Source organism: Leptospira vanthielii serovar Holland str. Waz Holland = ATCC 700522 (genome assembly GCF_000332455.1).
GTDB lineage: Bacteria > Spirochaetota > Leptospiria > Leptospirales > Leptospiraceae > Leptospira_A > Leptospira_A vanthielii.
In genome coordinates, this window is the sequence record NZ_AOGY02000072.1 from 194,385 (window position 1) to 211,115 (window position 16,731).

Sequence of the window (16,731 nt, forward strand, 5' to 3'; positions counted from 1 at the left end):
ATGGCTTCGATTCTTGTGGTAGATGATTCTTCTGCTGTTTTAAAAATTGTTAGGTTAGCTTTAAGTAGCCAGGGCCATACTGTGATCACTTGTAACACAGGTGATAAAGCACTAGAGATAATAAAATCGGATCCGTCCATTCGTTTGGGAATTTTCGATTTTAATATGCCTGGAATTAGCGGGATCAACTTAATCCGAGAAACAAAAAAAATCATACAGAATCAAAAATTTAAACTACTGGTTCTTTCCGTTGAAGATAAACCCGAAATCATTTCTAATGCATTGTTCAATGGTGCAGACGCATGGATGATAAAACCATTTAACAACGAACAATTAATCAAACAGGTAACGGAGCTTTTCGAGGAAGATGTTTCCCTTTGAAGTAAATGTGATTTATTCCATAACCGTCATTTCCGTAGTATTCAACACTACGATGGCATTCATTATTTACTCTCTTTCCAAACATTCTAAATCAGAAGTTAAACTTGGTTATACGGCCATTTTCCTAACGGTTCTCGTGTTCCGAAACTTTGCACTCTATTTGTTTGGTGAAGGTAGCCAGAAAATATTTTTTTTCTTTTCTGAAAGTTTCGCCATTTTTGGCTCTTATCTTTTGGTTGCGGCCGTATCCCCCATCATTACAAAAAGAATCAGCTTACCTTATTTATATGCTCTATGTATTTCAATATACGTTTTATTTGTATCTCTTCTCCTAACGGAAATTTCGTTTTTTTGGATGACTTTGCCTTCTTCCATTTTTAATGCGGGAGTTCTTTTTTTATTTGGAATCACGGTTTTTATGTTAAATACATACCCAAGTGCATTTCGTTTCTATTTTTTAGCTGTTTGTTTGATCATAGCCCTACAAAGGATTACCTTCCCCTATCTTTTTGGTTTGGAATGGTATAGGCCTCTGGGTTATATCATTAATACATTATTTATGTTTCTATTTGGAGTTGGGTGTATCCTCTTCAACTTCAACATACAAACCAAAAAGTTAAACCTATCACTCGAAGAACTAGAGTTATTACAAAAAACTATTAAAGATGTAAATGTTCGTCTTCTGATTATGTATAATCAACTTCCAGCAATTATTTATAATATAGAATTTTTACCAGAACCAAGAACCTCCTACATTAGCCCCAAAATGGAAGAAATTACAGGATATGGATTGAATTTTTTCTATGAAAATCCCGATTTTTTTAAAGATATAGTCATCCCGGAAGACCAACATAAGATTTCAGAACTTTATGCTGGCCATTCGCCAATCATACTTCGAATGATCCACGCAAATGGGTCTTTGATTTGGACTGAACATTATGTAAATGTATCGTTTGATATATTGGAAATTGAAAAAAGAATCGATGTGGTTGCCCTTGATATTACTAAATCTAAAAAAACTGAAATCTCTCTACTTCAGGAGAAAAACTTAAACTCTACTGTTTTTGACAATGCAGCAAATTTAATTTTATTAACAGATGCAAATGGATTAATCGAGAGTATCAACTCAGCAGCCCAAACCATTTTAGGAATGAGAAAATCAGAAGTCATAGGGAAATACATCCAGAATGTCATTTTACTTCCAGAAGACAGAGGATACTTAAAAGATGTTTTGGATGATGTGAATGAAATTCAAAACATCGCGGAAAGTTTAATCTTACGTTGCGTTACAAATTCTAACCAAGTTCTTTTTTTAGAATGGCGACTTGGTATCATTCGTGATAATCGAAACGAACCGTTAAAAATTATATGGATTGGAATTGACCAAACTTCAAAACGTGCTGCGGAAATTGAACTCAAAGAGTTAAACAAATCTTTGGAAGAGAAAGTTAGAGCGAGGACCAAAGAACTCCAATCCAGTAACTTTGAACTTAACTCCGCACTCTATGCTTTAAGAGAAGCTCAACAAAAGTTAATTCAAAATGAAAAGATGGTCTCTCTGGGACAACTTGTATCAGGACTTGCCCATGAAATCAACAATCCTATTGGAATGATTAAGTCTTCTGTTGAAACATTAGTATCTGAATGGGAAGAAGAAAGTATCCATGATTCAAGTATACGGATTAGCGAATTAATCCAATCCATTCTAGATACAGATTCCGGTGGCCTTCGTATCTTAACTGGACTTTCTAACAGACAAGCACGTAAATCTCTTACCGAAAGCTTCAAACAACACTCGGTCCCATTTGAAGAAGAACTTGCCGAACTTTTTGTCGATTCAGGAATACGAAACCTTTCTAACCCGATGATTTCAAAAATCAAAAATGTAATTCGAAACAAACAAGACTTTCAAACATTAAGAAGACTACTACTCGTTAAACAATCTTCCGAACATATTTTATACTCAGTGAAAAGGCTTTCAAAGATCACCTATACACTAAAAAATTTTGCTGGTTTACAATCCAACTTAGAACTCACTGATTATTTATTAACCGACACAATTCATTCTGCAATTTCCCTTTATAAAGACCATTTTTTAAGAGATATTAATTTGATATTGAATCTGGAGTATAGCGGAAATGTTCGGTGTATACAAGGTGATTTAGTCCAACTCTGGGGCCAAATCATTTGGAATTCTATACAGGCTGTTGCATCCAAAGGTACAATACAAATTCGTAGTTTCAAAAAATCAGAAACTGTTTTTGTGGAAATCGAAGACTCCGGTGTGGGGATACCTCAAGACAACCATTCAAAAATCTTTATGCCTTTTTTCTCAACGAAAACAACAGGCGATGGCTTAGGGCTTGGACTTTATCTTGTAAAAGAAATAGCAAACAGGCACAATGCAAACGTAGACTTTGAATCTACGCCAGGTAGAACCATTTTTAAGGTTAGTTTTCCATTAACTACTTAATGGTAATTTTCCCAGTGGTATTAGTTTTACCAATCAAATGAGCTTTTTCACCAAGAGTTTGTAGTTCACTCATCACCACATCCGCTTGAGATGGGTCTACCACAAGAATGTAACCAATTCCCATGTTAAAAGTTCCAAACATATCATGACGATCCAATGAATGATCCTTTTCTAGTTTGGAAAAAACATAACTTTCTGGAAGATTACTTATTTCTGCACCAATACCTGCAGGTAACACCCGAGGAATATTTTCGTAAAATCCTCCTCCGGTGATATGAACCATTCCTTTGATAGAAAACTTTTCAATTAATGATAAAATTGTTTTTACGTAAATTTTAGTGGGTTGGAAGACATGATTTTTCAAAAAATCCAAATCACTTGAGGAAGTTGGCAATTTTCCATCTTTTAATAAGATTCTTCGGATGAGCGAAAAACCGTTGCTATGTGGCCCAGAAGATCCAAGACCAATAATAGAATCACCAGGATTGATGGTAAGTCCATTAATCATCTTTTGTTTTTCAACAACACCAACCACAAAACCAGCTAAATCGTATTCATCATCTGGCATAACACCTGGATGTTCTGCAGTTTCTCCACCAACAAGTGCACAATCAGCTAATTTACAACCTCTTACAATTCCCGATACAATGGCTTCCATACGTGGTAAAAAAAGTTTACCACAAGCAATATAATCTTGAAAAAACAATGGTTTTCCACCATTGACAAGGATATCATTCACACACATGGCAACCAAATCAATTCCAACAGTATCATGAATGTCTAATAACCGTGCGATTTGAAGTTTCGTGCCAACACCATCAGTTCCAGACAAAAGAATTGGCTCGTTATATGATTTCAAAAAACTAACATCGTAACAGGCGGCAAAACCACCAAGCCCACCCAAAACATTTTTGTTATGAGTCGATGCTACATTTGATTTGATTCTTTTTACAAACTCTTGTCCTTTTTCGGTATCAACACCTGCTTCTTTATATGTAATTTTATTTGCATCAGACATGGAGTTTTCCTGTAGTAGTGTTGATAAGGGAAAGAGTATGGTTCGGTGTGATTGTTTTAGCAATCCTTCCTGCCAAATGTACGTAATCAGAATCCGAAGTGTTCAAAAGAATATCTAATTGGTTTTTATTTTCTTGGAAGTCAGGTAAATTTAAAACTCGTTTTATATTTTGTGTAGTTCCCAAATTTCCGTCATATACTTTTACCTTAGGATAATTATAAAGAATTCTTTCTTTGAGAAAAACATAGTGAGTACAACCTAAAACAAAAACATCACAGTCTTTAACTACAGTTTTGATCTTGGATTCAAATAAATTCCAAGCATCTTCCCAAAGATCTTTATCAATGAGTTTGGCTAAACCTTCACAAGCAACAGGAAGGATCTCTGTGCCAACAGGAAAACCAGAGACTAAGTTTTTAAATTTATCTTCCCTTAAGGTGAGCTCTGTGGCAAACACAGCAATTTTGACTCCAGGATTCTGATTTACCGCCGGTTTCAAGGCAGGTTCCATTCCAAAAATCGGAATCGAATGTTTTGCTCGAAGAAAATCGGCTGCAGCTGAAGTTGCCGTGTTACAGGCAAACAAAACGGCTTCACAATTTTTTTCTAATAAATACTCAAAGGCATTTTTCGAAAGTTCCAAAACTTCGGATTTAGATTTTTGACCATAAGGAGAATTTACCAAATCGCCAAAGTAGATATAATCAATATTGGATGTTTCCTTCCAAAGTGTTCTAAGGACAGAAAGTCCTCCAAGACCCGAATCAAAAATCCCAATTTTATATCTTCCGCGAGAATTCATTTAGGATGCTAAATACTTCCTGATATTTTCTGCGAGAGTTTTATAGATCCATTCAAATTTTGTCTCGTCTTCTTCAAGTAAGGTGACCCTAAATCCATTTCGGTTACAACAAAAAGAACTAAGTGGAACCACACAAATCCCTGCAGAGGCTAACAGATGTAAAACGAATCTTCTATCAAGAGCTGCTTTATCCATGAGTGGAGCCACAAAGTCACGAACCTTTGTATTGGAGATAGGAAGAGTCATCTGTGGCTTCAAAGCACCGTCTTCAAATAAAACAGTTAAATAAAACGCACCCTTGGGTTGGATGACTTTCACTCCAGGAATTCCCGAAAGGAATGCTGTTGCTTTCTCTGCACGTTTTTTGAACTTTTCATTTCTAAACTTTAAATGATTTAAAAATTCAGGATGAGAGTATACAAGCGGAATGGAAAGTTGTGGAAGGGTGGTAGAACAAACTTCCAACATTTTTGCATCTAACAATGATTTAATGTATCTTTCGAAGGTTGGATCGTTTTTACGATTAAAAACTTCAAGCCAACCGCAGCGAGCACCAGGCCATGGAAATTCTTTGGAGATAGATCTTAAAGCAAACCCACAAACTTTATCGCCAATGACTTCGGATAAGTGAATACTCCCCCATTCCGAATAATTTACATGGGCATAGGTTTCATCGCAAATTAAGATGATGTCATATTTTTCGCAAATTTTGACAATCTCTCGCATGACTTCCTTAGGATATACAGCACCAGTAGGATTGTCTGGATTGATGAGAAGAATTCCCGCAATCGAATCGTTATATTTTACTTTGTTTTCAATGTCTTGTAAATCAGGCATCCAATCGTTGTCAGGATTTAGTTCATAAGTTAGGTGTTCGTATCCAGAATGTGCCGCTTCAGCAGAAGATAACGTAGAATAGGCGGGAGAAGGTCCAAGAATCCTTGCTTCTCGTCTCATAAATCCGAATATTTTTGCAACCGCATCCCCAAGGCCATTAAAAAAAAGGATGTCCTCGGAAGTGATCTGGGCCCCACCTCTTTCATTCACTTTGGTTGCTAAAAATTTGCGAGTGGTTTCATCCCCTTGGGTTGCCGTATAGGCCCAAGATTTGTTTTGGGCGACAAGTCCACTGACAATGTCCTTCATCCAATTCGGGACGGATTCTCCCTTTTGGATCGGGTCTCCAATATTTTCCCAGGTGATAGTAACTCCCATTGCCTCGATTTGTTTGGCAAGGGCGACAATCTGGCGGATTTCATAAATGAGTGCATCAGCACCCGAATGGACTATATTTCTTCTCATAAAATTTACTGGCCTTTTTTATAGGCGGCCTCGACCAAAGGGATCGATAATTCCATCTCTTGGGTATCCCTTAATATCTTCAACCGTAAGACGCCTCCCAAACCAACAAGTCCCACTTGTTCGCGCAAATCATTGATATGGCGGATCTGAAGGCCATTGGCCCCCTCAATAAAGTCGTAACGCCGCAGTCCCCCTTTTTCCGCAGAGGAATTGGGTTCGATATCATAGACCAAAACACCCACCGTTTCCCCAGGAATTCCGAGTGATTTCCTATGGTCTGGGAGGGGAGCCGTAGCCATCACGCCAAGCGTTGCCGGACGGATGTTCTGTCCTACATTTTGTTCAATTTGACGAAGCACCCTTTTGGCATAATTGATGGGAATGGCAAACCCGATCCCGGCGCTCGCACCAGAAGAAGAACGGATCATACGGTTGATTCCCACCACTTCCCCATAGATATTGAGTAGCGGACCACCACTGGATCCGGGGTTGATGGCTGTATCCGTTTGGATATGGGTTTGGCCCGTTTCATCCAAATCCTCCCGGGACTTGGCGGAGACCACACCCACAGTAAAAGTCTTTTCAAGTCCATAAGGCGAACCTACAGCAATAGCCCAGTCCCCCACTTCAATTTCATCGGAATTTCCAAGAAAGGCTGGAGTAAAACGGTCGTTACTTGGGATTTTCAAAAGAGCAATATCTGCCCGTTCATGGCTTCCCACGTATCGTGCCGGGAAAATGCGACCATCTGACATGATGATTTCAATGATCTCTGCATTTTTAATGACATGGTAATTTGTGACAACAAACCCCCTTTCATCAATGATGAATCCACTCCCAATGGACGAAATCCGATCTTCTCGACTTTCTCCAAATGCATAAGGATGGAAAATCATCTCCGTTTTTTTCGTACGTATTGAGACTACAAATTGTTGGGCTTCACGGTAAACGTTCCGAAAACTGGTTTGGATTTGGATGGCTTGGCTTTGTTTGCTAGAAGAAATCGGTTTTGGGGAAGCAAACAATTTTGTTACAGCTGATCGAATCTCCGGAAAGAAGATCGCAAACAAAAGTACAAAAACTAAAGCAAAGTTAATGTAGACGACTGGCGGAATCGAAGTTTTTCTTTCCATAGAATGCCAAAACCCCTTCCACTTTTGTCGATTCCCCTTCCTTGTCGAACCAAAAAGATTCCAAGAATATTTACGGTTTTACTACTTCCCATTTTTCTTTCTGGGTGTTTGCCGTATTTATTTCACTTAGGTAAGGAACAATCTTCCATTATCTTGGGTCGTGAAAAAATCGAAGATATTCTAAACCTACCAGGCTTGGATTTAAAAACAAAACAAAAATTATATTTAATCCAAGATGCCAGAAATTTTGCCATCGGGGAACTAGCGCTAAATGAAAAAGGAGGGTTTGAATACTATACAAAATTAGAAAGGGAAGAAATCGGTTGGAATGTTAGCGCTTCGGAAGCATTAGAATTAAAATCCTATACATGGTGGTTTCCCATAGCAGGCACTGTTCCCTACAAAGGATTTTTTGATAAACAAATGGCAATCGCACTCGAAAAAGAATTACAATCCGAAGGATTTGATACTCGCATCCGTGCTATTGGTGGATACTCGACACTTGGTTGGTTTTCTGATCCAGTATTATCACCTCAACTCAGTTGGCCTGATCATAGACTTGTTGGTCTTGTCTTTCACGAAATGTCTCATTCCACCGTTTATTTACCCGGAGACTCTACACTAAATGAATCTTATGCAAGTTATGTGGAAGAAAAAGGTATCGAAATATATTATACAAAAAAAGAGGGTGAAGCTAGTATCCATTTACAAAAGTTTAAAAAAGAAAAGGTTCGCAGAGAAGTAACATTAAATCTTTTAAAAAAATATGCAGAGGAACTAAAAACTCTCTACTCATCTACATTGGATATAGAAAACAAATGGATCCAAAAAAAATCCATTACGGCAAAATTCAAAGAAGAAGTGATTTTGAAAAAATTAGTTCCAGAAGAAAAATCCAAAGAATTTTTAGCACGCGAATGGAATAACGAAGATTTTTTAGGCGCTCTTCGTTACCATTCTGGAGAAGTCAGTTTTGAGTCTTTATTTCTGAAATCAGGAAAAAACTTCCAACAGTTTCATAAAGAAGTAAAAAAACTCTTTGATTTACCGGAAGAAGACCGAAAACAATTTTTAAACAAAAATCTTTAATCTTCGATCATTGCGGATGTATAAAGTTTATATCCAATCCAAAAGCGGTCATCGATTGCAGAGTTCCTAGCTGCTTCTTTTCCCTCGGCTAAACGGATATGTAAAGGTTTTGGTAAATCATTCGCTTGCAAAAATTGTTTCAAAAAAAACAAATTATGAACTCCTGTTTGAATTCCAGAATGTAATACGAATAGTCCCGTGTTCTCCCTTGCTAGATAATAAGCAACGCCGCTAAAATCATTCGTGTATTGGGCTGAAGTGCCAATTCTTTGATTTGCATAAATTTTGGCAGTATTTACACCCTTAACTGCTGCATCAAATAAGGGAACTTCGGAACTACACAAATAATTATTTTGACACCAACCAAGCTCCGTAAAATCAACGTTAAACGGCGCATAACCATCCCTTTTCCCATTCGTTTCCCAAACCATGAGACCTGCATTTATTTCATTCTCCAATGAGGAATTCCAACCCACGACAGATACATCTGGTTTTTTTGGTGTTATCGAATTAAACTTCAAAACAGGATTGGAAAGAAAATCGGAAACCGAAGCTACCGAATAATATTCTGTATCTGGCAAAACAATGGGAACAACAGCATGCAGCCCCGAGCTATAAATATAATGTCTATTTGTTTTATTTAATCTTAAACTAGTTCGATATTTATCGGCTAATGACTCTCTCAAAATCACCTCTTGGCTACCAGATTCAGCTGAACGGAAGTATTTTACTGCCTCCCGATAAATGGATTTATTATCAGAAAACATCTCTCGACCTAGTGACTTACCAGAAGCAAAACTCAATAAGTATGTTTTTTTACCAAGGTCAAATAGGCCGTGAAATTCCTGTTTGCCAATCATCTTCTTTTTCAATCGCTCGGAATAAACTTCAAAGTTAGGAATATGTTTCACATATAGTTCATTATTTGAAAATCGACTAGAAGTAAAACGAAAGATTTCTCTTGCAACTGCTAAGTCAAAAAAACTCTCTGAACTATTTTTTTCCAAACTCTGTTGTAAAAGAAAATGGAACAAAAACTCATACTCTTCCCGAAGTTCTGGGCTCAAAAACTCAGCGCGGTATTTTTTATTAAATTCATTCAAAAGAGAAATAAACTCATCCGGTTTTTTGGATTTAGCCACTTGAAAGAATTTTAAGAACGGATTTACAAGAGATGATGTCGAAGATTGATTCTTAAGATAATCGCGTTTCCATTTAAAATCATTCCATCTTTCCTGCCAAAAGCGATTCCCATCACCTAGTTCTTTATCCATAGACTGTATCTTTGATACGAGTGAATCTGCCATTTCCCATTCACCGCGAAGTAACAAGGCTTTTGCAAGTTCTAATCTAAAGAATAAAGTGCGATAACTACGTCCCTCTTTCAGCTCTTCAGATACCAAAAGTTCAATCAAAGAATTTACTTCTTGGTTTTTCTGAAAAGGGACAGAACTCAAAAGTAAATGGAAAAACAATGTCCGGTTTAGGTGAGATAGTTTAGTAAGCACCGACTCACCACTAGTCAAGTATTCAGGAGTTAATGACATTGATTCAAAGTAACCGGTCTGGAGTTGTTCTTTCCATGCGGAATACAGTCTCAATCGATAAGAATCATAAATAGAATCTGAATATCCAAATTTTGTAAAATCTCGCGAAAGCACTTTATCATCGAAATTTTTCCAATCTTTTTTAAATCCATAATTGTACGCTGAAGTGGAAGTAAGTGGCGTTAAGTAAATATCCTTATCACCTAACAAAAATCCTTTATGAAAGTATAATTCCAAAAGACGGTTTTTAACGACAGTTTTCTCCTTCGGTGTTTTTGCGAGTCGAGTAAGTTTATTCGTTTCCGATTCTGCTTCATAAAACAAATAATTTTGAATGTATAAAGATCCCAACCTATATGCTTGCAAAAAAGGATCCTCTTTTGTTTCCACTTTGGACCTGAGATCGTTTTTTGCGGCGATATCTTTTACATTTCCATTACGGAGTTCGAAATAAAAGTCCAATGCTCCCAAATAAGAATCTGCATCTTCACCAATAAAATCAGAAGAATTGTATTTACAATCCTCTCTGTCCTTCGAAGAAAGGCAGGAAACCAAATATTCATAACGAATTTGATTTTGAAAAGAAGATTTCGCATACTTAATCCAAAGTGGTTTGAAAATAGATTTTCTTGGAACATTTGGGAATATTTCGGTTTTTAATTTTGCTAACTTCAACTCAAGGGCTGGCAATAACTCATCTTCATCATTTAACAAAGTCGATGCGGTATAATAGTTTTCGTATGCGTCTATAAATTCTTTGGATTTTTCTTTTTGAAAGCCAACACTAATAAACTGGTTTGCCTTTTCCCCTAATCCATTTTTTGAAACAGAAAACTCTTTCCAGTTACCAATCAACAAACGGTTCGGATCCCTTGCAAAAAGGTCCAGTCTCATCGATGAATAATCTTCCTTTTTTTGAGACTGATAAGAAACAATATTCTGAATTCGTTTAGATCGCAAAACTTCATACAATTTACTAATTAGATGCCATTGTTTTTGCGTATTGAAGTTGGAATCTTCCAACCCTATCACCGAAATTTCAGATCCACTTCCTTGGAAAATTTCTCGAAGTGGAAAAATATAAGATTTTTCATCTCCAAACAAACTGGTTTGTTTATCGAGAGAACGGTTTGTTACCAAATAATCAGTATCATAAAGATAAACACCTAAGTTTCCCGAGCGTAGAGTGCGGACATTTTTATCTTGTTTATTTTTTTCTGTTTCACCGTAAGCCGTTACCCACTTTAAGCGGCGTTCATTCCTTTCGAGAAATAACTCATTATGGTTTCTATCAAAAAGAAGGACAGGAGAAGAATTTATTTTATGATATTCGTTGACAACAGATCTAACCAAACTGCCGCTAACTTTCGGTCCAATAATTTGTATTGTGGGGGAAGGTTCGGTGAGTTTCGGTATACAATCACTAATTTCCGTCAGAGATTTGCAAACCGCAGTTTGAAGTTTCCCTTGTTGGAGATGAAAAAAGAATAACGACTCATTGGTCGGGTATAACCCAATCCATCCATCGGAAAACTCATCTTTTACAGGTCTTTTGGGTTCCAAAAAAGCAGAACGTTCTGGAGATACATTCTTTAGTTTCTCTATGATTCCATCTAAATTCTGAACTTCATTTATCTGTTGTTTTAGTGAAATAGTGACTGGCTCGCGTTTCAAAGCTTTTTCTGAAATAACGTTTGTCAGTTTACGATATCCCTTTACCCACTTCATTAAGTCCTGGTAATATAAATTTGATTTAGAATCTTCAAATTCAAACTGAGCAGAAATCAAATCGCGAAACAACTCTAAACTTCTGAAATTTTCCCAATGGTTGACAAGATTTTTTGTCTGATGAGAAGCCAAATGAACTTCCGAATAGGATTCCAAAAAATCAATCAATCGATGTTTCGGAGAAAAAAGTCGCACACTGAGATTGGTTTGGTAAGTTTGAATTGCCTCTTTACCGTAACTAAGGTAATTTGTATTTTTTTCTGACCTACTATGGAGTTGCCCCCATTTGAATTTTTGTGCGTTGGCCCAAAACATTTCTTCATCCAAGCGAAATTCGTAAGCAAGTTCAGATGCCTCTTTCCATTTTTTTTCAGCCATGTAACTATCGCCTAGCTTCATATAAATGGTGTATAAATTCAATTGAATCCTAACTCTAGTTTGGCGAGAAATTGGATCATTCGAAAGACCAATAACTCGAGGATCTACAAGTCCTGGGTTTTCCAATATTTCAGCAGCTTTTGCTAAAGTTAATTGATAGTCTTTCTCTTCCTTTTCCAAAAGAAGAGAAAGATAATACAGGGCTGTTCCGTAGACAATATCAAACTTTGGATTTTCAATTCTAAAACGATTATCACAAAATTCTTTAGTTTCAGAGCAACTAGATGTTTCCTTTTTTTTCCAAAGATCTAACTGCTCAAAAAACTGCTTCAGTAATATTTGTTTGGTGTCAAATTGGTATTCCGAAGACTCTTGCAAAGAAAATATAGAATATGCATAATTTTGGAATAAATTTTCCAAACCTTTGTTTGAAGAATTTCCCAAAAGAATGTCGGCCAATTCTTTATAATGATTAACTGCTTCTACTTGCAATTGGCTTCTTTGATAAATTTGCGCTTCTACTTGTCTGGACTTAGCTAGGATATTTTTACCAATGATTGTATCATCCAAATCCTTAGAAGTGATCAGTTCATTTCTAACCTGTATCTCTGATAATGCAGCAGAAAACTCTTCTTGTTCAATATGGTTTTCAATCCGTATACCTAGTGTTAGTAGGTATTTAAAGTCATTGGGAAACTCACCTGGAAATCGACCGTCTCCTATGACTCGCAAATTATCGCCAAAAATGACGTTCCAGAAACTCCATTTTCTGTATCGCTGTAAAATCGAATCTGGGTTTGACTTATATTCCATTTCAGCGGCATTTAACATTTGATAGGAATCACGAAAACGACCACTTTTCTGAAACGCAATCGCTAGATAATTTGCTAAATTTACAGGACTTATAAATTTTACATCTTTGTTGTAGGCTATCGCAGTTTGAAAAGAAGAGATCGCTTCTTCAAAATTTCCAAACTCTAATTCGGAAAGGCCTTTCAAAGAGAATAGTAATGCCAGCTTAGAGCGTACTTCATTCAACTTACCCAAAGAAACAGAATTTGGATCCGAAGCAGATTCATTTACTGATTGGTAATATTCATTTTTAAAATAAATATTTATAGATTTTGAAAATTGTTCGGATGCTTTTTTATATTGGCCTTGATAAATCAAAGATTTACCATAATTAAATCGATAGATAGCTTCCTGTTTGTATCCTTCAAATTGATTTTTAACGGATAGGTAAAGCGAAACGTCTTCTACCTTACGATAACTTTCATTTGCTTTCGGGAAATTACTTAATAGGAAGTAGTTATTTCCTAAATTGAGATTCAAATCAGAAACCACTTTCCGATCTCGATAGTCTTCTCCTAAAAACACCAAAATTTGATTATAAAGTTCAATATTAGCTTCTAAGTTTTTGTCAGGAAAATATTTTTTATAAAGATCTTCATAAACTTCAGAATCAATTTTTCCTGATTTTGGATTTTTCTGCATTTTGATTAGATCGACATATTGATACAACCATCCAAGTAACTGATAGGCATCGTAATGAGTTGGATCCGCATAAATAATCCAACGAAGTTCTAGTTCGGCTCTTTTGAAATTTTCTAAAATTTCAGTCTTACGAACATCTGTCATGGTCCCAGTGGAATAATAATAAGACTCGAAAGTTACATATTTATTGATGAGGTAATAAGAATATCCATAGAGTGTTGCAAGGTCCAAATAAGGCCTTGCGCGAGGAACTGCTTGTTTATAATAAAGTTCAGTCCAACTAAGAGCTTTTTCGGACAACACTTCGATTTTTTCAAAATCCTTTATATCAACAACTCCACGAAGAAGCTCATTGTCAGTGATAATGGAAGTTACACCGGATAAATTTCCAACAACATTCAACTTATCTTTACTCAAAATATTTAGTTGATTTAAAAGTGCACGTTCTTCCTCTTCACGAATCTTTTTTCCAAAACGAAAGATTGTATCAACCATCTTACGTTGATAGTAAATCGCGTATTCTTTATAGAGAGAATCTAAATACAGGTTCCTTGTTTTTACGAGGAACATGTTCTGGTTGTTAAAAAAATAGTGAAAGGAGGATTGTAACAAGTCCCCAATCCGTTCAAACTCAACCGCTTTATTTTCAAAATAAAAAAACGCACTTTGGATATCTTCCTCACCCAAATCAACACCAAGAATGGGATCATAAAATTCTAGATAAATTTTTAGGTTACGAAGTGCATCTGTAGTATTCCCAGTTGTCTTTTGGTTATAATACTTCAATAAATTTGCGCGTAACAAAATGGGAGTTTTATATTCGGAGATAAACGATGGAGTTTCAAAAACGGAAGGTTTTCCTGGAGGTTCTAAATCAATGTTAATCGGAATAGGAATTATTGAATCTAGAATTTCATTAGATTCATTAAATTTACGGAGGTCTGATAGTGCTTTTGCTTTCAGATACTTCAAAGTAATTATGAATTGTGGTATCTGCTTAGTATTCGGATCTGCTAAGATTACGTTTAAATGCGAAACGAGTGCTTCGCTATTCCGATTTTCTGAGACTTTTTGAATTACATCTTCCAAAAGGTAGCGAAGATCTCTTTTGTGATCATTTGAAAACGGGACAGAAGGATTAGACATATATCTACTTTTTTCCTTTTCCCATCCTTCAATCATTTCTTGGTATAATGTTGATATTTTCAAAGAATCTGGTTTAAACTCATAACCACCTAATCTTCGTTTTACTTCGCCTATCTGGTGATAATCCGGAAATTTTTCATAAATTAACCTTAAGGATTCAAAAGCAGATGTATCTTTTTTTTCTTTCTCCAACTCATCCGCATAAAGATGATACAACATAGCTTCAGCATCTTTGGTCCATTTGGTTTGTGGGACCGATTGTATTTCGTTTATAAAATTAAACTTTTTATCCGATTGTTTTGATTCTTCCCACTGTATCAATAGAAGTGCAAAATAATTTTTATTAGGCTCTGACTTTAATCGATTTCGATAGGATTCTAAAAATGTTTTTGCTTCCTCGCGTTTTCCAACTCTAAGAAGTGAAGAATACTTCAAAACAGAAACTCTTGCAGAGTAAATCGGAAACAGAGTATCCTCTGAATAAAACAATTCTACCGAATCCAAAGCCAAAAAATATGTTTCTAAACTTTGTCCACTAGTGAAGGTTTTTGCGTACTGATACTGCTCACGAATGTTTGGTTGTTTGGGAATCGCTCCGTTTTCTGGAATAAAATATATATTAATTGCATTGAAATAGGATGCAGAAAAAAGAATGGAACCCCCATTGAAGTGAGAGTAACGAACATCAAAATTCGATGTTTCGCCAGAGGATAAAATTCTCTCTTCACCAGACTCCAGATTCATCATTACAAGAATACTATGGTCCCTTTCATCCAATTTTCCATTTTTGTTTGTGTCTTTTCGGATCGAAGCATAATATAAATTCTTAGATTTAGAATCGACTGTAGGAGAATAATCAAGATAGGTATTTGTTGTTATCCTTTGAATTGCAGAACTACTAAGATTAATTTTATAAATTTCGCCCTTGGGTTCTTCAAAGTAAGAAATAAAATACACAGTTTTTCCATCAGAAGAAACATACGGCGAGGTTGCACCTTTAGAAGTAATCTGAATCACTTGATTTGGATTTTCTAATTTTAAAGCACAAAGGTTTGGTAAACCAGGTGTAAACCTATCAGAGATAAAATAAATTGTTTCGCCGTCGGCAGACCAAACAGGATCAGTATCTATAATTCCTTTTTTATATTCACCTTTGTTGTCTGGTTTGTTTGTTAGGTTGATAAAGTTGTCATCAATAAAGCGATTCCCTTTGAGTAATTCGTGAGTCCACTCCTCTATGTCCATTGGCAAAAGAATCAAATCACCTTCTGAATCAAATTCTTCAGAAACAAAAACTAAATACTTCCCGTTTGGAGAAATGGAAGGTTTTGTTTCTGAAAAAGGATGATTAGTTACTGGTACAACAACCGAACTTTTTAAATCACGAAACCAAATATCGAAATTTCCTTTTTGGTCTGTTGCATAGAATAAATACCTCCCGTCCTTTGTTGTCGAGTTATAGATATTATTTCCGCGTTGTACAGTTAGTGGGAAAGGTTTCGATTGAGTAGGAGAAAAATAGTTTTTTGAAATTGCCGAATAGTCAAAATCAACATTTGTCATCTTAACACTTTTCTGAAACAAAATACATTGAAAGAAAACAAACGGAAAGAGAATGATAAAAGGAAAAAGAAACCACCTGGAAGGTTTCATTGTAATTTCTCCCATCTATTAGCAGTCGTTTCAAAGTATTCTCCTACCGACACAGATTTATAATATTCTTCAATTAAAGATTGTTTGTATTTGAGTATTTCCTCGTCCTTTTTACCTTTTTTCTTCTGATTCAAAACCTCTTTTTCCCAAATGGCCTTTCTTGATTCATTCAAATAAACGATCACGTCTTCCACGCGTTTTCGTTTGGCCGGGAGTTCATACTGGACAAAAGTAGGTAGCCCCAAAGCCAATGGATTTTGTTTGATAAAACCAGATGGAGTTTCTCCCACAATACCGTGCATTTTGTACTGTTTAACTTCAGGCATCAGATAATTTAAACGAATTCTATGAGCTCTAATTTCAGGATCCAAATCATCTGTTGCTGATTTTTCACGATTGGACCTGCCATTTGATGAAGATTGAATGGATGCGATCATCCAACCCTCTTTTTCCAACTCCCTATCTTCACCTACCATCTGTTTTTCGGCTGCTGTTTGTGCATTGGTGATTGTAATCGGCGGAACTTTTAAGTCGACGAAGGATTTGCATCCTAATAATAGAAATAAAAATATAAGACGTTTCATAAA

Annotated in this window: 9 protein-coding genes; 3 read left to right on the forward strand and 6 right to left on the reverse strand. The window is 36.0% G+C overall.

Annotated features, from left to right (window positions below; translation table 11 throughout):
- Complete coding sequence (locus tag LEP1GSC199_RS18635; protein ID WP_039927388.1) at positions 1 to 381, forward strand: response regulator; 381 nt, start codon at positions 1 to 3, stop codon at positions 379 to 381.
- Positions 368 to 2,854: a PAS domain-containing sensor histidine kinase gene (locus LEP1GSC199_RS18640; protein ID WP_039927390.1), complete on the forward strand. Its 2,487-nt coding sequence runs from the start codon at positions 368 to 370 to the stop codon at positions 2,852 to 2,854. Before LEP1GSC199_RS18635 ends, LEP1GSC199_RS18640 begins: the two co-directional genes overlap by 14 nt.
- On the opposite strand, the gene purM is transcribed toward LEP1GSC199_RS18640, so the two are convergent.
- The 4 genes from purM to LEP1GSC199_RS18660 are packed head-to-tail and all read right to left on the reverse strand — an operon-like array spanning position 2,847 to position 7,109.
- A complete protein-coding gene (purM, locus tag LEP1GSC199_RS18645) occupies positions 2,847 to 3,872 on the reverse strand; it encodes a phosphoribosylformylglycinamidine cyclo-ligase (RefSeq protein WP_002989338.1) in 1,026 nt (341 codons plus the stop codon). The genes LEP1GSC199_RS18640 and purM overlap by 8 nt on opposite strands.
- Positions 3,865 to 4,674 (reverse strand): glutamate racemase, encoded by an 810-nt coding sequence (gene murI / locus LEP1GSC199_RS18650; protein WP_002989412.1) that lies wholly within the window; start codon positions 4,672 to 4,674, stop codon positions 3,865 to 3,867. The genes purM and murI overlap by 8 nt, the downstream gene beginning before the upstream one ends.
- Positions 4,675 to 5,976 carry a pyridoxal phosphate-dependent aminotransferase gene (locus tag LEP1GSC199_RS18655; protein ID WP_002989464.1) on the reverse strand — a complete coding sequence of 434 codons (1,302 nt, stop codon included), beginning with the start codon at positions 5,974 to 5,976 and terminating at the stop codon, positions 4,675 to 4,677.
- Positions 5,977 to 5,981: 5 nt separating this feature from the next.
- The gene (locus LEP1GSC199_RS18660) at positions 5,982 to 7,109 is read right to left on the reverse strand and encodes a S1C family serine protease (RefSeq protein ID WP_002989378.1); all 1,128 of its coding nucleotides are present in this window, start codon (positions 7,107 to 7,109) and stop codon (positions 5,982 to 5,984) included.
- 3 nt (positions 7,110 to 7,112) lie between these two features.
- On the opposite strand from LEP1GSC199_RS18660, the gene LEP1GSC199_RS18665 reads away from it, so the two are divergent.
- Positions 7,113 to 8,198 (forward strand): aminopeptidase, encoded by a 1,086-nt coding sequence (locus LEP1GSC199_RS18665; protein WP_002989370.1) that lies wholly within the window; start codon positions 7,113 to 7,115, stop codon positions 8,196 to 8,198.
- Here the strand turns inward: LEP1GSC199_RS18665 and LEP1GSC199_RS18670 are convergent.
- Both LEP1GSC199_RS18670 and LEP1GSC199_RS18675 read right to left on the reverse strand, forming a co-directional pair.
- Complete coding sequence (locus LEP1GSC199_RS18670; protein ID WP_232420842.1) at positions 8,195 to 16,144, reverse strand: biopolymer transporter TolR; 7,950 nt, start codon at positions 16,142 to 16,144, stop codon at positions 8,195 to 8,197. The two genes, LEP1GSC199_RS18665 and LEP1GSC199_RS18670, sit on opposite strands and share 4 nt — an antisense overlap.
- On the reverse strand, positions 16,141 to 16,728 hold the full coding sequence (locus LEP1GSC199_RS18675) for a hypothetical protein (RefSeq protein WP_002989518.1): 588 nt from the start codon (positions 16,726 to 16,728) through the stop codon (positions 16,141 to 16,143). The genes LEP1GSC199_RS18670 and LEP1GSC199_RS18675 overlap by 4 nt, the downstream gene beginning before the upstream one ends.
- Positions 16,729 to 16,731: the final 3 nt, after the last annotated feature.